General features: G+C 28.2%; 20 protein-coding genes and 1 pseudogene. 13 read left to right on the forward strand and 8 right to left on the reverse strand.

Annotated elements, in window-relative coordinates; all coding sequences use genetic code 25:
• Positions 1 to 4: 4 nt before the first annotated feature.
• Positions 5 to 322 (reverse strand): AbrB/MazE/SpoVT family DNA-binding domain-containing protein, encoded by a 318-nt coding sequence (locus tag HLG78_RS02110; protein ID WP_231180224.1) that lies wholly within the window; start codon positions 320 to 322, stop codon positions 5 to 7.
• Between the two features lie 53 nt (positions 323 to 375).
• Between HLG78_RS02110 and queA the strand changes: the two genes are divergently transcribed.
• The 5 genes from queA (at position 376) to HLG78_RS02135 (ending at position 6,618) form a co-directional block, all read left to right on the forward strand.
• Positions 376 to 1,626: a tRNA preQ1(34) S-adenosylmethionine ribosyltransferase-isomerase QueA gene (queA, locus tag HLG78_RS02115; RefSeq protein ID WP_231180225.1), complete on the forward strand. Its 1,251-nt coding sequence runs from the start codon at positions 376 to 378 to the stop codon at positions 1,624 to 1,626.
• A gap of 330 nt (positions 1,627 to 1,956) precedes the next feature.
• Entirely contained in the window at positions 1,957 to 2,397 is a 441-nt protein-coding gene (locus tag HLG78_RS02120; RefSeq protein ID WP_231180228.1) for an HIT family protein, read from the forward strand.
• A 225-nt stretch (positions 2,398 to 2,622) separates the two neighbouring features.
• Entirely contained in the window at positions 2,623 to 5,127 is a 2,505-nt protein-coding gene (locus tag HLG78_RS02125) for a GGDEF domain-containing phosphodiesterase (RefSeq protein WP_231180230.1), read from the forward strand.
• Between the two features lie 181 nt (positions 5,128 to 5,308).
• On the forward strand, positions 5,309 to 5,707 hold the full coding sequence (locus HLG78_RS02130; RefSeq protein ID WP_231180232.1) for a secondary thiamine-phosphate synthase enzyme YjbQ: 399 nt from the start codon (positions 5,309 to 5,311) through the stop codon (positions 5,705 to 5,707).
• A gap of 26 nt (positions 5,708 to 5,733) precedes the next feature.
• Positions 5,734 to 6,618: a hypothetical protein gene (locus tag HLG78_RS02135; protein WP_231180234.1), complete on the forward strand. Its 885-nt coding sequence runs from the start codon at positions 5,734 to 5,736 to the stop codon at positions 6,616 to 6,618.
• Positions 6,619 to 6,750: 132 nt separating this feature from the next.
• Here HLG78_RS02135 and HLG78_RS02140 read toward each other — a convergent pair whose 3' ends face one another.
• Positions 6,751 to 8,241, reverse strand: a complete 1,491-nt coding sequence (locus HLG78_RS02140; protein WP_231180236.1) for a protease complex subunit PrcB family protein — start codon at positions 8,239 to 8,241, stop codon at positions 6,751 to 6,753.
• 191 nt (positions 8,242 to 8,432) lie between these two features.
• Here HLG78_RS02140 and HLG78_RS02145 point away from each other — a divergent pair, with 191 nt between their 5' ends.
• The 3 genes from HLG78_RS02145 (at position 8,433) to HLG78_RS02155 (ending at position 10,365) form a co-directional block, all read left to right on the forward strand.
• A complete protein-coding gene (locus HLG78_RS02145) occupies positions 8,433 to 8,645 on the forward strand; it encodes a hypothetical protein (protein WP_231180238.1) in 213 nt (70 codons plus the stop codon).
• A 93-nt stretch (positions 8,646 to 8,738) separates the two neighbouring features.
• On the forward strand, positions 8,739 to 9,821 hold the full coding sequence (locus HLG78_RS02150) for a VanW family protein (protein WP_231180240.1): 1,083 nt from the start codon (positions 8,739 to 8,741) through the stop codon (positions 9,819 to 9,821).
• Complete coding sequence (locus HLG78_RS02155; RefSeq protein WP_231180242.1) at positions 9,811 to 10,365, forward strand: DNA-3-methyladenine glycosylase; 555 nt, start codon at positions 9,811 to 9,813, stop codon at positions 10,363 to 10,365. The genes HLG78_RS02150 and HLG78_RS02155 overlap by 11 nt, the downstream gene beginning before the upstream one ends.
• Here the strand turns inward: HLG78_RS02155 and HLG78_RS02160 are convergent.
• Positions 10,337 to 10,684, reverse strand: a complete 348-nt coding sequence (locus HLG78_RS02160; RefSeq protein ID WP_231180244.1) for a DNA-binding transcriptional response regulator — start codon at positions 10,682 to 10,684, stop codon at positions 10,337 to 10,339. The genes HLG78_RS02155 and HLG78_RS02160 overlap by 29 nt on opposite strands.
• A 242-nt stretch (positions 10,685 to 10,926) precedes the next feature.
• On the opposite strand from HLG78_RS02160, the gene HLG78_RS02165 reads away from it, so the two are divergent.
• Entirely contained in the window at positions 10,927 to 11,730 is an 804-nt protein-coding gene (locus HLG78_RS02165) for a purine nucleoside phosphorylase YfiH/LACC1 family protein (protein WP_231180247.1), read from the forward strand.
• A 96-nt stretch (positions 11,731 to 11,826) separates the two neighbouring features.
• On the opposite strand, the gene HLG78_RS02170 is transcribed toward HLG78_RS02165, so the two are convergent.
• Both HLG78_RS02170 and dapA read right to left on the reverse strand, forming a co-directional pair.
• On the reverse strand, positions 11,827 to 12,657 hold the full coding sequence (locus HLG78_RS02170; RefSeq protein ID WP_231180249.1) for an MGMT family protein: 831 nt from the start codon (positions 12,655 to 12,657) through the stop codon (positions 11,827 to 11,829).
• A 10-nt stretch (positions 12,658 to 12,667) separates the two neighbouring features.
• Entirely contained in the window at positions 12,668 to 13,564 is an 897-nt protein-coding gene (dapA, locus tag HLG78_RS02175; protein WP_231180251.1) for a 4-hydroxy-tetrahydrodipicolinate synthase, read from the reverse strand.
• Positions 13,565 to 13,726: 162 nt separating this feature from the next.
• On the opposite strand from dapA, the gene HLG78_RS02180 reads away from it, so the two are divergent.
• Entirely contained in the window at positions 13,727 to 14,434 is a 708-nt protein-coding gene (locus HLG78_RS02180) for a hypothetical protein (RefSeq protein WP_231180253.1), read from the forward strand.
• Between the two features lie 54 nt (positions 14,435 to 14,488).
• On the opposite strand, the gene HLG78_RS05430 is transcribed toward HLG78_RS02180, so the two are convergent.
• Together HLG78_RS05430 and leuS are read right to left on the reverse strand one after the other, a co-directional pair.
• Entirely contained in the window at positions 14,489 to 15,517 is a 1,029-nt protein-coding gene (locus HLG78_RS05430; RefSeq protein ID WP_420829160.1) for a class I tRNA ligase family protein, read from the reverse strand.
• Positions 15,518 to 16,480: 963 nt separating this feature from the next.
• Positions 16,481 to 17,566 (reverse strand): annotated as a pseudogene (leuS, locus tag HLG78_RS05435) (leucine--tRNA ligase); the annotation flags it as partial.
• A 310-nt stretch (positions 17,567 to 17,876) separates the two neighbouring features.
• Here leuS and aspS point away from each other — a divergent pair.
• On the forward strand, positions 17,877 to 19,658 hold the full coding sequence (gene aspS / locus HLG78_RS02195) for an aspartate--tRNA ligase (RefSeq protein ID WP_231180256.1): 1,782 nt from the start codon (positions 17,877 to 17,879) through the stop codon (positions 19,656 to 19,658).
• A gap of 57 nt (positions 19,659 to 19,715) precedes the next feature.
• Here aspS and HLG78_RS02200 read toward each other — a convergent pair whose 3' ends face one another.
• The gene (locus HLG78_RS02200; protein ID WP_231180355.1) at positions 19,716 to 19,994 is read right to left on the reverse strand and encodes a transposase; all 279 of its coding nucleotides are present in this window, start codon (positions 19,992 to 19,994) and stop codon (positions 19,716 to 19,718) included.
• A gap of 121 nt (positions 19,995 to 20,115) precedes the next feature.
• Between HLG78_RS02200 and HLG78_RS02205 the strand changes: the two genes are divergently transcribed.
• Together HLG78_RS02205 and HLG78_RS02210 are read left to right on the forward strand one after the other, a co-directional pair.
• Positions 20,116 to 21,036 (forward strand): nucleotide-binding protein, encoded by a 921-nt coding sequence (locus tag HLG78_RS02205; RefSeq protein ID WP_231180381.1) that lies wholly within the window; start codon positions 20,116 to 20,118, stop codon positions 21,034 to 21,036.
• Positions 21,037 to 21,040: 4 nt separating this feature from the next.
• Positions 21,041 to 22,447: a pyridoxal-phosphate dependent enzyme gene (locus HLG78_RS02210; protein WP_231180383.1), complete on the forward strand. Its 1,407-nt coding sequence runs from the start codon at positions 21,041 to 21,043 to the stop codon at positions 22,445 to 22,447.
• The last annotated feature ends 27 nt before the right edge of the window (positions 22,448 to 22,474 follow it).

The following is a 22,474-nucleotide window of genomic DNA, read 5'->3' on the forward strand; positions in this document are numbered from 1 at the left end:
TTGATTAATTTTGTTTGTAGCGATTTAGAGTGTTTTCTAATTTTTCTATATCTTCATAAGCTTGTTTTTTCATGTCTTCTTGTCTTAGTTTGTCTTTTTCTTCTATTTCTTTTTTCATCCTATCTGAAAACTCATTTATATCTTCCGGTTTGATTACCCATACTACTTTCCCGTGTTTTGTTCAAACCATTACATTGTCTCCAGGATTTAGATCCAACATTTGTCTAACTTCCTGAGGTATTACTATTTGTCATTTGGGTCATACTTTTGCAGTACCATGAATTTTTACCCCACAAGTTTCTTGATTGGTTAGTTCGTCCATTTTTATTTTTTTGAGTATAAATAGTACAACTAGTATAACTAGTATAACTAATAATGCAACTTAATTTTTGAGAAAATTATTTAATTCTTTCTTTAAAAATTGGAGCAAATAATTATTATCCTATGGTTTATCCAATTTTTTGTTTGAAAATGTATAAAACCAAAGATTATGATTATGATCTGCCTGAAAGTCTTATTGCACAAAATCCTGTACAGCCTCCGGACAACTCTAAGCTTTTGGTTTGTCAAAAACAATCAAGCTGATACAAATACATGCAGGGTTTATTCAAAGACATTTCAAACTTTCTTAGCAATGAAAGTGTTCTTTTTTTCAACAACTCAAAAGTGGTAAAAGCACAAGTTTTTCTTCAGCAAAAAGAAATTGTTGATAAAAACAACAAACACAAGTTTTTGAAATCAGGACAAGTGTTTTTCTTGGATAATCTGTGAGACAACAGATTTGAGGCGATGGTTTTCCCAGGAGACAAATTTATTGTATGAGCCAAAATCTATATAGAAGAGGATATTTTTATAATGGTTGAAAAAATAACCATAGCCTGAAGAATTCTAAGACTGCACGGGATGAGTATACATGATTTTCTTGAAAAACACTGAACTATTCCTCTGCCTCCTTATATACAAGAAAACTCAAACAAAAAAGAACTGTATCAAACAAATTTTGCGCAAATAGATGGCTCTACAGCAGCTCCAACTGCCTGATTGCATTTTACAAACAATCTTATGTCAACTCTTCAATCTCAATGAATTATTTTTGAATACCTAACATTGCATATATGAATATGAACATTCAAACCTATTATTACAGAAGACATTAGAGAGTATGATATTCATCAAGAAAAAGTAATCATAGACAAGCAAATTTTTGAAAAAATAGCAGATTATTATTATTGCTGAAAAGATATTGTATGAGTAGGGACAACTTCTACAAGGGTGTTGGAAAGCCTGCCATATTTATGGGATGAGGTTAGAAAGAATTTCAAATTTGATCAACAAACTATCAAATTCCGAGATTTTGTCAAAAAACAGTCAAATAATGAAATTCAAGGCTTGAAGTTTAACGAAAATCAAATTGAATTTTATACCAAAGTTTTTATATATCCCTGATTTGAATTCAAAATAGTACAAAACCTAATAACAAATTTTCATCTACCTCAAAGTAGTTTGTTGGCTTTGGTGGCATGATTTATGGGGTATGAAAACTTGTTTGATGCATACCATTTTGCTATCCAAGAAGAGTATAGATTTTTTAGTTTTGGGGATGCCATGTTTATCAAGAATAAGTAATTTTTTTGGATATTTGGGGTGCTTGAAATCACTTAGAAAAAAGTTCTTTTCTAATTTTTTTGATAATTTTTAATACTATTTACCACCCCTAATTGTTTTCGCCGTATGTAAATATATACAATACTATTACATACGCCGTATGTAAATATATCGGATATCCTTACATAATACAAAAATACAATCGCAAGCACAAGCATAAATTCAGCTAAATTTTTTTGAATTTAAGCTTTAAAAATAAATTTTTCACAAACAAAAAATTTAAACACAGCTTGAATTTTGTGGGAAAATACTTAATTATTGTAGTAAGTTTAATTTGATATTCAAAAACAAATGTTAAGAAACTGCAGAAACAAAATATGAGACTTACTACTTCGAATCTATGAAAAAATTGTAGGAAAAAAACCATGTGCTATATATAAAAGAAAACCAACTCCATACGACAAAAAAGCTCAAAAACCCAACCATGATGGTTTTGCTTCCAACTGTCCAATGTGCAACGGCAATTACGAATTAATAGAAGAATACAAAAACTTTCTTGTAATAAAAAACTGATACCCATACCCAAAAACAAAAGAGCATTTGATGATAATACCTAAAAGACATGTTATTTGAATATATGATTTTACCCAAGAAGAAAAACTAGAATGGGCTGATATTTTCTCAAAATACTTAAATCAATGATATTTGATCTTCAATAGAGAGTTCCCCAAACATCCTGACTCAACCTTAGAACATTTCCATACTCAGGTAATTAAAGAAAACTATTATTAAAAAACCCAAAGAAAGATTTTTAGCAATTATGTTTTTAAAACCTATATTATCATACAAAAACTTGGCTTAAAATTTTTTAGCTTGAGTTGTTGCTCTTATATTTACAGATTTTTTATTGAAAAATAACAGCACTCCTTATTTAATCTATCATAAAAAAATTATATTTGAGTTGAAAAAAAACTCTAAAAGTTTATCATTGGCTAATTTTAAACCCTACAAGACTATATGGAAACTAATCTTACCATGCACCACACGAACAACTCCTTAGATACAAATACAGATCTTTTTAGAAGTTTTTTTGATGCATTAAAAATTTTTGAAAAAATAGCAAACCAACATTTTAGTAAAAGCCAACTTCAAGAAATCAAAAATCCAAACACAAAAGAATTTTTAAGACTTTTCATGTTATTTAAAAAAAAATACAATACCGACATCTCTTCTCTTGTTGATAACATTAGCAATGTTAATGAAAATGATCTATTAAATTTATTGGAATTTTTATCAAGAACAATCCAGGAAACAAATGATTATGAAGTGCAATGATTTATACAACATATGAAAAACGAACTAGAGGAGAGTTTATATCATGAAAGCATTGGTAATGTAAACGAAGAGATCAAAACAAAAACTATAGAGAACATAATACATATTCAAAACCAAATAAAAAAATTTTTAGAAGAAAAATGAATTGATTTCACTTCAATAGAGGAAGATTTAGACAGCAAAACATATAAACTATGTAAATACGTATTAGAAAACGACAACAAAAAAATAGTTAAGCTGATAAATGAAATTTTTGATATGCTTTGAATAAAAAATGATACTGTTTTACAAAAAAACTTTTTAACTATAGTCAATGATTTTTTACAAGATCAAGCAAACAGTACAAACTTAGAAAAAACTGAAAACCTTACAGTTTTGAGATTTATTTTTGTACAAATATCTAAATCCCAAATAGCAAACTCTTTAGAAGAAGCTTATAAAAATATCTTTAAAGAAGATGAAAGCTTACTAAATTTTAGCAGACAAGATTATTATTCCAACCAAAAAAAGGCTATTTTTCTACTAAACAACCCAAAGAAAATCTTAAGTTCTTCAGAAAAAAAATCTAACATACTATATGTTAGCAACAAAGAAAACATTTACTACAAAGTTTTCAACAACTGGGATTTAGCTCTAAGTTTTTTAAAATTAAATATTTTTGATGTGTTTAAAAATCAGCAAACAGACAAAATTACACTAGCCAACAAAATCAAAGAAGGGTTAGACTCTAAATGAGTATATTCAGAAAGATTGGAATTTTTTGCTGAGGACCTATGAGAGTCATGTTTTTTTAACCTTAAGATTTCAAAAAAACATGATAACAATAATTGATGAGAGCTTATTTCAATAATTTTAACAAAAGACAATAGCACAAAAAAAACCCAAAACACAAAAGAAACGACAACTACTACTGCCAACAACTTACCACAACAAACTAATGAAGGCGAGGATTTTCTTGATAGCAGTTGAGTTTTAAGATTTGAAAGCCTGGAAGAGGGCGAGTCTACCAAACAGGTTGCTGTTATGAAGATAAGTGACTTTTCTATAATAAACAAAAAATATTGAGTAAAATTGTGAAATATAATACTTCAAAGAATATCAAAAACAATACAAAATTATGTTAAAAAATTTAATTATCTTGATGCTAAAAAATTGTCCACCCTAGAGTTTGCTATTATAAACAAACAAAACAGCAGTGAAACTATAGAAGATCTATTTGAAGAAATGCTAGGAGCCAAAAATCCTACTGAATGAAAGTTTTATATTAGAGAAATTTGAGAGGATATAGAAATAGATTTTAGTTGTTGAATTTTCAACAACGAAGAAAACTTAGATGTATTAGAAGCATTTGAAAAAGCACTTATGGCAATGTACCATGCCAAAAAAAACTGATCTTGAGCTTATTATTCTCCACAAATAGAACAACAAGAAAAATCTAATATAGAAAATTATTTGAACTGGAAAAGAGTAATAAGACATGCCCTAAAACAAAACAACATCACACCATTTTTACAATGAATATACGATGCACAAGATAATAATATGCTACAGTATGAAGCTTTGATGAGACTGTATAACACTGAAACATGAGAAATTTGTTCTCCATGACAATTTTTAGACTATCTACCTATATTTGACAAAAAACATAAAGCTTTTATGCAGGTAGTTATCAAGGCAATTAATTTTATCAAAAATGATAATAGAAAAAAAATTTTTTTGAATTTCACATCAGAACAGCTTAAAAATTTACAAATTTACCAAATAATATCTAATCTTTTAGTATCACACAAAGTTAAATGAGAAAATGTAACAATAGAAATCCCCGAAGAAACTCTTGAGCAAAATCATGATTATATCGACAAGTACAAAAAACTTGGCATAAAAATAGCAATAGATGATTTTGGTAAATGATACTCCAATCTAAAAAAACTATTTGAACTTTCAGACAAAATAGATTATCTAAAAGTAGACGGGTCTATAATAAGATGAATTGCCAATGACAAGTCAAAACAGGAAACCCTAAATTTAATAATGTTTTTTTCTAAAAATCACGATTTTCAAATAATTGTAGAATTCATAGAAACACAAGAAGATTATCAATACCTCAAAAATCTATGAGTTAGATATTTTCAATGATTTTTATTCTCAAAACCCAAACCGATTGAGCAAAGATTCATACAAAATTAGCAAAAAATGTATTATCAGCCTAATTTTTATTGCAAAAAATATTAATATGTTTTTATAATAGATTGATATATTTTTCAAAATCCCCAAATTTTATCCTTGGACATTCTTTTATTTCAAAAAATCTTGTTTTTGTGATTTGTATATTTATAAATTTTTTGAATTTACGGGATAATTACAAGTTATGTTTTTAGATATTATGGTTAGCACAACAAAAAGAAACGAATTTATTGATATCACCAACCGGATAAATCAAAAAATCAAAGAAAATGAAATTCAGGAGTGAATTTGTACGGTATATACTCCTCATACTACTTGTTGAATAACAATAAATGAATGAGCTGATCCTGATGTAATGGATGATATCCAAAGATTTTTGGACAACAAAATCTGGTCAGATCCTATTTATAAACATGCAGAATGAAACTCTGATTCTCATATCAAATCATCATTACTTGGAGTAAGTCAACAAATCATTATCTTCAATCAAAAATTATTACTTGGAACCTGGCAAAAAGTTTTTTTTGGTGAGTTTGATTGACCAAGACAAAGGAAGGTATTTCTAAAGTTAATTAATTGATAAGATTTTTTAGAAACTAAAAAAATTTTATGAGGAATGGTATAGATCAAAATTTTGGGAAAAGTAATTCAGATCTTTTATTAGAAATGATGTCTACTCAAAATACAATTTCTGAAAAAATTGGAATAATATACTGGAATGAGTATGATTTTCTAAACAATCCTGAACTTGCTATACAAACAGGGGTGTTTTTATACAATGCATACAAACATATACAACAAACATCTCCAGAAAAAATTGATTGAATTTGAGTTCTTGGTCTTTCTGGAAGAATTTATTATTATCTTTTGAATCTTTTTGTTTTTATGATAGAGCAAAAATACATCCCAGAATTCCCAATAGATGATATAGAAGATATACAAAAAGCAGATGAAAAACTATCAACACACAACAAAAAATATCCTTCTCCTGAATGATCAAAAGATGATTATAGTGAAGCTATTTTTGGTAGCAAAATGTTTGGTAGATACTGATCAATTGGATACTTGGATGATGCTTATTTTGATAGCAAAAACATTGTATTAATTGATTCAGTGCTAAGATCATGAAAAACTGTAACAAAAGCATCTGAAAGATTAAAACCACTAAATTGTACAATTTCATGAGGGATATTCAATATAAACTTTGATAATATTTCCAGCAAACACAAAAATGAAGCAAATATTCCTTTGGTTACCTGAGTGGATTTCACAAAGTTATTGGATAGTTTGTGAATTTGTTTGGGCAAAAAGCAGATAGTACATTATCATCCTTATAATATGTATGATTGAGAATATGTTATGAAATATTTTGAGAATTTATTTTGATATTCAGTAAATGAGTTTTTTGAAAAAATAAAAGGTAAGATAAACACTTTTGAAATCCAACAAGAAGCTTCAAAAACAAGACTTACTGAAACACTAGAGAGCAGCTAACAATCAAATAAATTTACACCTACAATTTTTTTTGAAATAGTTTTATTAAATTTGCTTTTATGAAAGTTTTTATTTTTATGTAATTAAAAAACCCACTTCAAAGAGTGGGTTTAAATATATATTTTGTAAATTTTAATCTTCTATAATCTCAAAAGATTCTACTACAATTTCTCAATTATCAAATCCAATTTCTACTTGTGCATACATTAGTATATGACCATCTTCGTATTCTACTACTGCTTTTTGATCATCTATCCATTCTATATCGGTCACAAACCAGTTACCACCAAGCACTTCCTCTTCTGGAGACAAATCTGCTATATTGTCTTTGATGTAAGGTTCATAAAAATTTCTTTGAGCATAACTTTCTAGAATATATTGTATTTTTCAGTAAATAGCAAATTCTGAATCCTGAAAAGTATAGTTTTGTTTTCTATTCTCCGCTCTGTCAGCTACTCTTTCCAAATACTCAACTTTGTCTTGAATTGTTTCGTATCTGTTTGTTTCAAATATTTCATTCAAAGCCTTATTGAACGCATTTGTTAGTCTAATTCTTAGGATTGGTGACAAACATTCTCATTTATAAGCTACTTGTACATTGTTTTGTTGTTCGGCAACACACTGATTGCTATAAGTTTCTCTGTCTACACCACAAACAGGATTGTATTCCATAGTACAAGCTACTTGATCATCTTCTGAATCTTGATCATCTTGTTCGTAATCATTACAGTGGCTTATTTCTTCATTTACAGATATATCTACTTGGTCAGCAGTTATATCTTCTTTGATTTGAATTATTTTGGTTGGATAAGTAAGTGCTTGAGTTACCATACATCAATCTCAAGGAGAAATATGGTTCAATTCTATATTGATGTTGCCTTCGTTATCCTTAGTAATATTTTCCAAGTTGATTTGATATCATCCTGTACTTCTTTGTCACATTGATGATACTACTAAAACACCTTCTAAGTCAGTAATATACTTTTCAAAATTTTCTGATGACATTCACAATTTATCTTCAATTTCTTCTTTGGTTTCTATAACATAGCTTCCTGGAGTAATTCATTGATGTGAATACTCATTATAATGAGTTTCATAGCTTATATCCTCTTTATGGGCATCATCAATATGCTGAGTACATTTTCGCTCTTCTTGTCAATCTTCTCAATAAACATCCTCACAGTACATCTGAGTCATTCCAGCAGCTTCTCAATCTTTTATCATAACTGTATTACATCAATCAGTTGCTGCTGCACAATATTCACCATGAGCTTCCAAGAAATCATCTTTATTATCAAAAGTTCTTGGCTCAAAGTAGTTAGTTGTATGATCACAAGTTCAATCTTGCTCACAGTCATTTATTCAATCTCTGTTCATATCCCAAGTCCAATGCATTTCACCTTCTTGATCATAGTAAGCTTCTTCTACTTCGCACTCTCAATGATGCTTTATTTCTACATTATTTTGTTGTGTTGCAACACATTCATTTGAATATGTTTGTCAGTCTACACCACATACTGGATCCCATTCCATAGTACAAGCCACCTCATTTGCCTGAGCTATAGAATACAATCAAACAAGATAAAATAAGGACAAACTCAAAAATAAAATAATTTTTTTCATTTTAGTTTTTTTAATTTATAAATTTTTTGATGACCTAATATATAATACGACTAATTTTTTAATTTATTACAAATTTTAATCAAAAAAACTAAAACCCATATCAAAACAAACTTTAAGATCAAACATGTTGAATTTTTTCAAAATAAAATTATAAAATATTGTGTTTTTGTCATACTGTAGGAGTTTGATATATGAGCAAAAAAACTCAAAAGTTGATTTTGGGAGTAGTACTTATTGGAGTATTAAGTTTACTTGTAGGTATTTCCTTAATTGACGACAGCTCAACCAAAACTAAAAATAAGTCTGATTATCAAACCAAAACAGAAGAAATCTCTCAAAAGCTAAACCAAATAGAAGGTAAATTTGAAAAAAGATTAAAAAGGCTTAAAAGATACTCCGAATAAACCTCGTTGATTTTCTTCGAGGTTTTTTAAGTTGGTGTTGAAATTTAAGAATAAAATAAATATAAAAGCTTTAATTTAATTTTAACAAAAAAAATGCACAAATACATATTTTTAGCAAGTTTTCTTGTTTTAAATTTTTTTGGTTTTTACTTGTTTCATACTTGAAAACAAGACCTTGTAGAATGAAAAACTCATACACATAATATATCAAACAATATAGACAAGGAAATGCTAACCCAAAATCCTTTGAGTATTGTGCATGAAAAAAATCAAAAACTTGAATACAAGATAAATGACAACAAAATCAAATTAATTTTCAACAACGACAACAATATTTATGAAAACATTAAAGAAATTTCCGATAAAGACGACATAAAACAACTACTAGACAAAACACGGGAAAAAAAACACCACAAAATAGGTAAAGATTATATAAATGAAACCAGCTGCAACAAACTAAAAAACAAAAACCCTATCAACAATCCAGCTCAAATCATACAAGAAAAAATAATTCCTCAAGAAGACATTAAAAAATTCATTTGATGCTATATATACTCAAATCCTGACCACCAAATAAAATCCAAAATTCAGACAAGTTATGAAGAATATAGAGATGTAAATATTTGATGATGACTTAGCACCCTAAAAAATAAAACATGGGAAAAATGAGAAGTAATAAGTATTTATGATTACTTAAAGCTATTTAATTGATATATTGAATGAAGAGCCACAGTAAATGGAGAAAAAGTAATGATATGATGGTGAGGAGTTTGTGGAGTAAGTACTGCAGCATATCAAGTATTTGCTGAAGCAGTAGACATAAAAATTCTAGAAAGACACAATCACAATATTTTAAATATAGATTCATTTGGCAGAAAATGATTTGATTCTAGTGTTTTTGGAGACTGAACAAATCCAGATTTAGATCTTGTAGCTCAAAACCAACATTGAAAAATATTTGTAGACATAATAGACAAAGCAAACAAAGAACAAAACAAGTATTCTTACTGAATGAAGCTATACTCGTGGAAACCTTTTGAAAAATATGACATCAGTTTTTCTGAAGAGTATGAAAAAAATTGAAGAACTTGTGTAGATAAAATAAAAGAACACCCAAAACAATCAAAAACCGTTACTAGCTGTTATATAGATATAATTCAAGAAGATGATATCTAAAAAGTTTTGGAGCCAACAAGCAGAAACTTTATGAAAAAATATACTTGGAAAAAAACTAACAAAAAATAGTTTGGAATGAATAATTAGTGAAGTTGAAGTATACAAATGAGAGAATGATCCTGCATCTCATGCATACAAATGAAAAACAAAAAGAAATCGACCAATGTTTGATGAATGATGAATAATATATGTATATTTGATATATGGAATACATTACTGTTTTAATATAAGCCTTGGAAATCAAGTATGAGCTATCTTAATAAGAAGCATCATTCCCACCAAGTGAATTGAAAAAATGAAAATAAATAGGAAAACAAAAGACATTAAAAATTTAAGCAACTGACCGGGGAAGCTAACACAAGCCTTACAAATATGAAAAGAATATAATTGAAAAAGCTTGTATGACAAATCAAACGACATTATAATAAAAGACTGAACCCAAGATTTTGATTACACAAAAACAAGCAGGATTTGAATAAACAAATGAAAAGACAAAAAACTAAGATTTGTAATTACTAATATTGATCCAAAATATTATTCATAAGATCATTCAAGTCAGCATTTGTATCTTGTTTTATTTTTGTGACAGCAAAATCAGCTCATTTTTTCAACAACTCTTGATTACAATCAGGAACAGAAGAAAATCATATTATAATATCTGCTTTAAGTTCATGTATAACATCTTTTCAAGTTAATCAATCTTTATCAAGATAATAATCCAAAAATAAGATATCAAATTTTTTGTTTACTGCTTTTTTGTATGTGTCAAAATATTCAAAATTATACTGGAAATAATCTGGCATAGAATTTTTTATCTGCAATATTCAATAATCCTTATCATCCACCAAAGCTATTTTTTTCATTTTTTATTACATTTATTAAATAAATTTTTTTAATTAATTAAAATCTAGTTTCTTGAAAATTTAAAATAGTTTTTTTGTGTTAATTAAACATATATATAATTTAGAGCATTAATGTAAATTCTTTTAAATAATCTTGAATAGACAAATTCAACATTGAAATAATAAACAGAACAAGAAATATTGCAACATATCTAAAAATAATTATATTGTCTGTAAATATATTTATTTATTTTTTTACAATAATGCAAGTAAACCACATTAGAAGGAACTTAAACCTACCCAAACCAGAAGAATGAACAGATATATTAAAAAAATTTATATCAGATAAGTTATCAACAATATTATTGGAACATGAAATAAGAAGAAAAGAAATTTATATACCCAGACTATGAGACCACACTACCAATATAGTACACATTCCTTCAACACAGCAAGCAAGAAATGAGTTTTTACATATAACAAATATAAATGGACAAAATTTCTCTCAAAGAGAAAAAACAGATTGAGTAATTTTAACAAATGAAACCTTAATTGAATGATGAATTCTACAAATAGTTTGAGATTGTGCAGTAATCTCATTTGAAGATAGATGAAAAGAAGTAGTATGAAGTATACATTCTGGCTGGAAATGAACAGCAAAAGACATAACTTGAAACCTAGTAGAAAGATTGAAAGATTTATTATGAAATAAGTCATTAAAAGATATAATTTTTGAAGTATCTCCCCATGCAATGTCTTGTTGTTATGAATTCTGAGAACAAGATTTTCTTCAGAATTTTAAAAAAAATCCTTTAGAACCTGAACTTCCATGACTACTTGAAAGATATTCAATAAAACCAGAAGAAATAGCATATAAAGCTTCAGAATGAAAAGTTAAACTTGATATATTAAAAACATTACTACTTGTATTACAAAAAAATTGAGTTGATACTAGAAATATAAGTAGTAAAAATATTTGCACTATATGCAGATGACATAAAAAATGATACTACTCTTCAAGAAAAGATATAAATAAGAGATTTTGAGTTCTCACATATAGCACTTAAATTTCTTATAATCAACCAGTATTCTTTTTTAAAAATTGCCCTAGATTACAGAACTTTCAATTTTTTTTGAAGCAGATAAAAGATAATATATAAAACCTAAGATAAATTAATATCTACTAACGGAATCTGATAAATTCAATTAACTGCAGCATAAACTCTAACTACATCAATATCAATTCATATATCATGTTTGGCAAAAATAGACTGGATTTTTTTATCTTGTTTTAGGGGCTTTAGTCACTTATATTTGAAAACAGTTAGATGTGGCTCTCGCTCTCTTTTGTCCCTAGACAACCCCAAAAAATGATTAAAATTTTTTAAATAATTTTTTAGCAATTTTTTTTCAACTTTGGAACAGGTGATATAATACACCCTACCATCAAAACTATCAAATACATCCAATGGAATAGTTTTTCACTTTAATTGAAAATCTTTCTGAAAATACTCTTCTAACTTACTTACTAATGTAGGCAACTTAGAAGGCTCCATATCTCATATAAATTTAATAGTGATATGAGGAGTTTTTGGATTTTGATAAATTATATTTTTTTTACCTATACGAAATTTCAACTCTTTCTGAAAATTCTCAAAAAAATCTTTATTTTTTCTATTCATTGGAAAAGCAATAAAGTAATTGAAAATCTTTATTTTCCAAAAATATTTAGTAGGTATCTGTTTGTTTTCTAATTGTATTCAATCATTTTGAAGTCTTTTTATTTTTTCATCAACACCTAGATTATAACCTCAAACATTTCTATTAGTATGAACTACCTTATAACAAGGCACATCTTGTCTTGTATTTTGAGAAAGTATATATGCAATTTTTCTTGGAGAAACTCAAAACAATAAAGATAAATCTTTATATGTTACAACTTTATTTTTGGGGATTAATTGCAAAAAATTATATATATTTTCTTGTATCTGCATAATAATTTTTTTAGGTATTTATGTATCATTTTACAACTTCAAGCCAGTTTTTTTTATAATCATCATCCATAGGACACAAAGGCAATCTAAAAATCTCCTTGATATCTCAGGTATATGAAAGTGCTGTTTTAATTGGCAAAGGATTGGTTTGTATTCACTCATTATCAAAAAACTCCTGGAGATACTTAGACCAATCTTCAAAATCCTGCATATTTCAGGACAGTCAACTATTAACAAATTTGGTAGTCTCTTGTGGTAATAAATTAGACGCAACTCCCACAGCTCAATCTCCTCAACTTTTTATAGTATGATATGTCATTCAATCATCACCTGCAAGCACTACAAAGTCGTTGGGAGTTTGCTGGATAACATCTGATATTTGCTTTATGTCTCAACTTGCTTCTTTTACTCAAACTATATTGTTGGTGTCATTAATTAACTGTAATAAAGTAGAAGTTTCCAAGTTAACTCAAGTTCTTCATTTTATATTATAAACAATTATAGGTCTGGATGATTCATCTGCAATAACTTTGAAATGCTTATAAAGTCATGACTGAGTAGGTTTATTATAATATGGATTAACCACAAGATAAGCATCTATACCAGGTATATTTTCATATTTTTTTAGGTTTTCTAATGTTTCATAAGTACTATTAGTTCATATATTTACCATAACTGACGCATTTTGATTTATTATATCAATACCTCTCAAAGTAATTTGAGTATCCTCTTCTCGAGAAAGTGTTGGATATTCTGCTGTAGTACCAAGCAACAAAACTCATTTAATTCAAGCATCAACTTGTTTTTGTAGCAAATTATCAAAAGCATCTCGGTCAATTGACTCATATTCTTCAAAAGGAGTTATAAAAGCAGTCCAGTTTCAAACAAAATCTTCTTTATTAAACATTTACTTTTTTAAATTTATAAAATATATTATTTAATAATTAATAAAAAACACCAATATTTCAAGAACAAACTGATAAAAATCTTTTAAAATTTAAAACCATATTGACTTTTAAAGAATATTATTTATATATTAAAGTAATTTATATATTTTATCAATCTTACGATGAATACAAGAAGAGAACAAATAGGGCCTATACATATTGATGAATGAACAGCTTGGCAGAAAGAAGTTTTAACAAAACTACAAGAATCACTTAGATGAAATGAACAGATCACTGCTTGAGACATAGAATCACGATATTTTAATTATATCAAAATAATTATTAAGCAAAAAATCAACAAAATAAAAGAAACATTTGAATGAAAAAAAGGAATAACTTTTAAAAATCATGACCAAAATATTACTTTAATGAATAGTGCAGCATATTGATTGAATACTGAAGGATTATGAGAAGACGAGAAATATCAAGTAGCATTTGCATTTGAACAAATAAAAACACTTCCTTCCCAAGAAGCAATTTCTAGAGCTGAAGAATATATAAAAGAACAAGCTAAGCTTGGTAGCAATGAGCCTTTACCCTATCAAAGCAAAGAAATAGTAATGCAAGCACTAGAATTATGATTATTAGTTGAACAAATAGACAAATTAAACACTAAGACACACCTAGAAGCATATAAAGTTGGTATTAAATGACTTGTAAATCAAGAACATACAGACATAGAAAATATTCGTCAAGCCTTGCTGCATGCCTGGGCTCGCAAGGATATAGATAATCTTCCTTGTGATAAAAAACAAGTTGCATTAGATGCATTAAAAGAATGATATGAGCCAATCCAAGCTTATGCTAAATGAATCAACTCAAGAAAGTAAAAACTTTTCCCACAAATCCAACAAAAAAAGCCTGTCAACTAAGACAGGCCTTTTTTATTTTACTATAAAGTTTGCAATTTTGCCGGGCACATAAATTACTTTTTGGTAACCATCTTTGATATATCTATGTACATTTTCATTTTGGTTTGCAAGATTTATCATTTCTTCTTGTGAAGCTTCTTTGCTTATCTGAATAGTTCATCTAAGTTTTCCGTTTATTTGTACAGCCAAGGTTATTTCATCTGTTTCAAGCATCTGAGGATCATAGCTAGGCCAAGAAGCATTTTCAAATATTGTTGGCTTATTGCCTATAAACTCCCAAAGCTCTTCTGCAAGGTGTGGAGCAAAAGGATGTAATATTACTAGAAATTTTTCTTGCCATTCTTTTGCAAGATTTGGATCAGAAGGCATACCTGTATTTACAAGGATCATCATCTGAGCAATAGAAGTATTGAACTTATAATTTTCTAAATCATCTGTAACTTTTTTGATTGTTTTGTGTAGTTGCCTCATACTTTCTTGGTCATTGCCTGATGTTTTTCAGTTCTGGAAAAGATTCCAAACTTTGTCCAAAAATCTTCTACATCATACAATTCATTGAGGATCCCATGGTGCTGCATCTCTAAAATCTCACATATACATTTCATACAGCCTAAAAGCATCTGCTCAGTATTCTTGTATAATATCATCCGGATTCTCTACATTTTTTAGACTTTTACTCATTTTAGAAACAATTTTCTTTAACTCTTCTCCAGTTTCTTTGTGAAAGTATTTTCAATCTTTCTCTTCTACTTCATCGTTGGGTACTAGTCATCAATTGCTTCTTTGGTATGCAAAAGCCTGTATCAATCATTGATTAGCCAGTCTATAAAAAGGCTCATCATAATCTACCACATTTATATCATACAAAAACTTGTGCCAAAATCTTGCATAAAGTAGGTGTAATACTGCATGTTCTACTCATCCAATATAACTGTCTACATAGTTCCAGTATTTGACTGCTTCTTTGCTTACAAGTTCTTCGGAATTATTTGGATCCATATATCTTAAGTAATATCGGCAAGAACCTCACCATTGAGGCATAGTATTTGTTTCTCTTTGTCAGTATAGATTGTTGGCTATTTTTACATTCAAGAAATCATCTACTGCAGCCAAAGGAGAACGACCATCACCAGCTGGTTCAAATTTTTCTACATCTGGTAGTTCTACAGGAAGATTGTAATCACAAATTATCTTGGTATATAGTCCATCATAAATTTTGGAAATAATTTGTTGGTTGGCTACAAGGAAGCCTTCTCCATTTTCTTCAAGAATATAAGCATTGTTGTCGTTGGCTTCACTTATATCCTGTATTGTTGAAAGGTTTTGGATGTCTTGTGGGTCAAAATGTATCAAAGGAATAGGTTCTCACCAGTATCTTTGTCTAGAAAAAAGCCAGTCTCTAAGTTTGTAGTTTACTTTCTTGTATCCAAATCAGTTTTGCTCAGCATATTCAGTAAGTTTTCTTCTTGCTTCTTGAGAAGTTAGTCAATCAAAATCTCAAGAATCAACTAAAATTCAATCTTCTGTGTAAGCACCATCTCAGTTTTGATAATAATCCCAGAATATCTTGTGATTCTGTAGATTTATAAAATTGTCTACCTTGTCTACATCCAACCAAAATCAGTTGTGATTTTTGGTTTCTTCATAGTCAGGCTCTTGGTAGCTCTCATCTTCCAACTCAAGCAAAAATCAATCCAATACTGCATGTCTGTTTTCGTCTTTGTGTTTGGCAAAAAATTTGGTTTGAACTTGTCCTCATAGTTTCTTAACTATCTTTACATTTTGATAACCAGACTCTTCTCTTACTTCTCTTATTACAGCTTCTTCAAGACTTTCTCATTCTTCTTTGCCTCACACCAAAAAGCTTTTCCAGTTGAACTTTTCCCAGTCCAAGACAAAAACTTTATCTTTGTTTTTGTTTAGCAGAACTCAAACAACAAGATGTCTTTGGACTGTAGGCTTGTCTTCTCTAACAAAATCTTCATCTTTTTCTGGCTCAAAATAAGGAGCAACAACATTTCTTATTTCTAGACCATATTTTTTGGCAAACTCATAATCTCTTTCATCGTGAGCTGGTACTGCCATCACAGCTCAAGTTCAGTAATTTCACAAAACATAATCTCAAATCCATAGAGGAACTTTTTCGTTGTTGAAAGGGTTGATTACATAAGATCAAGTAAAAACTCAAGTTTTTTCTTTTGCTTCAGTCCTATCAAACTCTGCTTTATTTTGGGCTTTGTTGATATACTCTTTGCAACTATTTTTGTGTTCGTCTTGAATAAAGTTGTCTACATCAGAATGGTCTGGAGCAATTACAGCATAAGTTACACCAAAGACTGTATCTATTCTAGTAGTGTATACTTCTATAAAATTTTTTCAATTCTCATCATACATTCTAAATTGAGTTCATTCTGATTTTCATATCCAATTTCTCTGCATTTGCTTGATAGACTCTGGCCAGTCTAACTTGTCTACATCATTCAAAAGTCTATCTGCATATTTGGTAATAGCCAAAACCCACTGTCTAATCTGTTTCTTCTCTGCAGTTTCTCCACATCTTTCACAAGTTCAATCGTTAAGAACTTCTTCGTTGGCAAGTCATGTTTTACAGCTTGGACAATAGTTGATTGGTAAATCCTGTTCATAAGCAAGTCAATTTTCAAACATTTTTTGGAAAATCCACTGAGTCCATTTGTAATAGTTGGGGTCAGTAGTGTCAATTTCTCTATCCCAATCATAAGAAAATCAGATGCTTTTTATCTGCTCTCTATACCTTTGAATGTTTTGTTTGGTAATAACACTTGGATGAGTTCAAGTTTTTATTGCATAATTTTCTGCAGGAAGACCAAAAGCATCCCAACCCATAGGATGAAGCACATTATATCAATTAGCATTTTTGTATCTTGCTATTATATCATTTGCTACAAATCATTTTGGATGACCTACATGCACTCCTGCACCTGAAGGATATGGAAACATATCCAAGGCATAAAACTTTGGTTTGCTATGGTCTACTTCTACTTTGAATGTTTTATTTTCTTCCCAGAATTGCTGCCATTTGGATTCTATTGAGTTGTGATCATAAGTCATATTAATTTAATTTAAAAATATAAACCCTTTCCCTTTTTTTAAGGATTTGATAAATCTTTTCAAGTTTTTATAGAAAACAATAAACCTTATCTAAACTTATATTAGGCTTTAGAGATTATATTAAGTTAAAACCTTATGCTACCAAACCAAAATTTATTATAAAATAAATCACATCTTTTTAAGAAAACAAAATATTTGTTTGTTATTGAAATACAATAAAATTATCTTTACAAATAATTTTCATTTGAAAACACTGCCAAAATATTTATAAATATTTTTATTTTTATTTATTATATTAAACTTTTTTAGAATGCTTAGAACACACAACTGTTGACAACTAAACGAAACAAATATTGAGGAAGAAGTAAAACTATGCTGATGGGTATCAAACAGAAGAGACCATGGAGGAATTATTTTTATCGACCTTAGGGACAGATACTGAATTACTCAGATTGTTTTTGACCCAGAACATGACAAGAATAGTTGGGGAGTTGCTGACTCAGTCAGACCAGAATATGCTATCCAAATAAACTGAAAAGTAAGATACAGACCACAATGACAAGAAAACCCAAAACTTAATACTTGAAAAATTGAAATTATATGCAATGACATACAAATACTTTCAAAGTCAAAAACGCCACCTTTTGAAATATCCGATTATAGCGATATCAGCGAAGATGTAAGATACAAACAAAGATATCTAGATCTTAGAAGAAACAGTGTGCTTGAAAATATAAAATTTAGAGCAAAAATGAATCATTTTGTAAGAAACTGGTTTGTACAAAAAGATTTTTTGGAAGTACAAACACCACTTTTCACTGTAAGTTCACCAGAATGAGCAAGAGACTACATAGTACCTTCTCGTTTGCACCCTGGTAAATTTTATGCACTACCTCAAGCCCCACAAATATACAAACAGCTTTTGATGGTAGGAGGAGTAGACAAATATTTTCAGATAGCACCATGTTTTCGTGATGAAGACCCAAGAGCAGACAGACACAGTTGTGAGTTTTATCAAATAGATGCTGAATTAAGTTTTGTAGAACAAGAAGATGTACTACAAATATGTGAAGATTTTATCAAAGATTTGATAAACAATATTGCACCTCACAAAACAATAAAAGACAACAAAATTCATAGGCTTACTTATCAAGAAGCAATAGAATATTATGGGTCAGATAAACCTGACATCAGGTATGATATGAAAATACACGATCTAAGTGATATCTTCTCAAATACAGAATTTAGTGTATTCAAACAAGCTTTGGAAAAAAACTGAGTAATAAAAGCTTTAAAATTTGAAAAAACTCTAACTAGAAAAGAAATAGACGAAATCACCCAAGTAGCTCAGGATAATGGAGCAAAATGACTTGCTTATATAATATATGAAGAAGATGGCCCAAGATCTCCTATACTCAAATTTTTCTCTGATGAAGAACTACAAAAACTTGAAGAAACTATGCAGCCACAAACTTGAGAAATGATTTTCTTTTGAGCAGACACAAGAAAAATAGTAAATAAAGTACTTGGGACAGTAAGAACAGATCTGGCAAATAAATATTTAAGTTTGGATGATAGTGAGTTGGCTTTTTGTTGGATTACAGACTTTCCATTTTATGAGCTTGATGAAGACACTTGAAAAATAGACTTTTCTCACAACCCTTTTGGTATGCCTCAATGAGGAATGGAAGCCTTGGAAAATCAGGATCCACTAGAAATAAAAGCTTACCAATATGATTTGGCATGTAATGGTTATGAACTACTATCTTGAGCTATAAGAAACCACAGACCTGATATATTAGTAAAAGCTTTTGAACTTACTGGAAAAGATGAAGATTATGTAAAAGAAAAATTTGCAGTATTATTTGAGGCATTCCAGTATGGCCCACCTCCACATGGATGATTTGCTTTTGGTTTTGACAGATTAATGATGCTTTTGGTGGACAGAGAAAATATAAGAGATATTTATGCTTTCCCAAAATCTGGTAAAGCTCAAGATATGATGGTATGAGCTCCTTCAAAAATAGATGAAAATCTACTTAAAGAACTAAAACTTACAGATATTATCAAAAAATATTACAGGGATAATTAATTTCAATAATTTTAAAATTTGCTAATTTTATTACTAGGATAAAAATTAAATTAATTTTTAGTTACATTTTTTACAGTTTTTCCTGTGTTGTTTTGCCCAATTTACCAAAGAAAAAGTAGACACATTAAATTTTTTAGCTAGTTTTCTAGCTGATACTTTTTTGTGACAATAAAAATCAATTATTTTTTCTTTAAACTCTGGTGTATAAGTTCATCTTGTTCATCATTGAGTATAAGTTTTGTTACAAGAAAAACATCTATATCTTTGTCATCAAGATTTTAGCTTTCAGTTTTTATTAAGTTTGTTTCAACAATTGAAGCAATTTATTAAGTTCATAATAAATATTTTAAAATAAACAATTGTATATTAAGTTTTTATTTCATAATTTCAACAAAAAATTGTGTTGATTTTGTGTAAAATTTATATATATTATTTTTTTTAATTGTTAGTATAATATATGAAAATAGCTTTTGTATGAAAATGATGAAGTGGGAAAAGCACTATATCAAGCTTGTTTACAAAATTTTTATTGGATAAAGATCTTCCAGTATTATGATTTGATGCTGACATAAATATTAATTATTTTCAAAATATGAATTTGGAAGCTAAATGAAATTTAGCACTATCAAACACAGACAATACATATAATATTAAAAAGTATTTGATATGAAATAATGATAAAATACAATCACCAAGTCATTTTGTAAAAACAACTCCACCATCAAAATGATCAAGTTTTTTAAAAATAAATGATGAAAATTATATTATAAAAAATTATTCACAAAAAATATGAAGCTGATACTTTTTTTATGTATGAAAATATGAAAGTGATTGAATCTGAACTAGCTGTTATCACAACAATTTATCAATATTTGAAAATATACTATCTCATACAAAACTAGAAAAAGAGCAATATTTAGTTGCTGACATGTCAGCTTGAACTGATGCATTCTCAAATAGTCTACATGCCCAATTCAATAAAATAATACTTATAGTGAACCCAACCCAAGAATCTATAAAAGTTGCTAAAGATTTTATAAACTTAGCAAAAGATGCAAAAACATATGACAATGTTTATGTTGCAATAAATAACTATGAAGATGAAGAAGAACTTGAGCATATCCAAGATCAAATTTGAAAAAAAGCAGAAATATTGTTACAAAAAAACAAGATAATAAGACAAAAATCACTTTTTGGAAAATATTTATACATAGATGATACAAATTACAAAGATAGTTTTGAAAAAATAATAAATACAGAGAGTGATTATAAAGATAAATGTATATTAGAAAACCTAAAAAATCTACACATAAAATATGCACAACAAGCATATGTGATAAGAAGAGTCTGAGATATAACTTTACAAGCAAAAAACTAAATGTATGGAAAATGTATTCAGATGACCAGATAGCATTAAAAATTATCTAAATCCTCAAAATCATACGACACCATTGATTCAACTACCACAAACTATAAATAGATATGAAAATGAATGAATTCATATATATGCTAAACTTTTACAAAACTTGCCATTATATAATGTAAAATCAATTCCAGCATACAATATGATTACAAATGAAAATGATAGCACTAGAATTATAGTAGAAAGTTCTTCTTGAAATACTGCTTATTCTCTATGTGTAATGGGGAAAGTTATGTGATATCCATGAATGATTAGTTATGCATCAGAAGAAGTAGGCCAAGGTAAGCTTGATATGCTTAGATTTTTTGGCTCCAAAGTAATTATAAATCAAGAACCTATATGCCCGAATCCAAATGATAAATCAAGCTCTATAAATATAGCAAAAAAACTTTGAGAAAGTGAAGAATACATAAACTTTGGCCAGTATGAAAACAAACATAATCCACAATGACATTATGATTATACCTGACCACAAATTTATGAACAAATGGAATGAGAAATTAATTATTTTTGTGCTTGAGTAGGTACTACATGAACATTTTTATGAACAATTGAATATTTAAAAGAAAAAAATAATAAAATAGAATCTATATGAGTTGTAAGAAAACCAAATAACCCAATACCTTGACCAAGAACTGAAAATTTGTTGAATCAAATATCATTTAATCGATCTGAAAAATTAGATTATCTGGAAAGTGTTTGAACCAAAAGAGCATATATGCAAAGTTTAATTTTATCAAGAAACTGAATAATTTCATGACCCAGTTCATGAATGAACTTAGAATGAGTGTTTCAATTTATAAAAAATAATTATGAAAAAATAATTGATTTAAAAGAAAAAAAATGAAGTATTAATATTGTTTTTGTTTGTTGTGATTTACCTTTTTTATATATAAAAGACTATTTTAAATATTTAGATGAAGAACTTTTTCCTGATATAAAAAACAAGCATTTATTAAAAAGTTTTGATATTAAAAATATAGAAAAAAATATACAAATAGATAGCAAAAAATTTTTTAACATATTTTTTAAAGAAACAAATAATAGTATATGGGAAAAAATTAAGAATAAAGAAAATATAAAAACAAATATTAATTGTATTTTAATTGACATAAGAAACAAAAAACAATTTAAACACTTTAAAATACCAAATAGCATTAATATTGAACCCAAAGATATAGAAGACTACTTAACCAATAAAAAAAATAAAGAAATCTATTTAATATGTGAATATGGATGAAAATCAAATGAAATAGCATCTAAACTACAAAATAGATGATATAATGCTTATAGCATAAAATGATGAACTATAGAATGGTCAAAACTATGATTGGCAAGAATTAAAGATGATTCTTGTAAAATTTAAGGCTCTAGGTTACAATTTTAAATAAAA

Origin of the sequence: Candidatus Absconditicoccus praedator (assembly GCF_021057185.1) — a bacterium.
GTDB classification, from domain to species: domain Bacteria; phylum Patescibacteriota; class Gracilibacteria; order Absconditabacterales; family Absconditicoccaceae; genus Absconditicoccus; species Absconditicoccus praedator.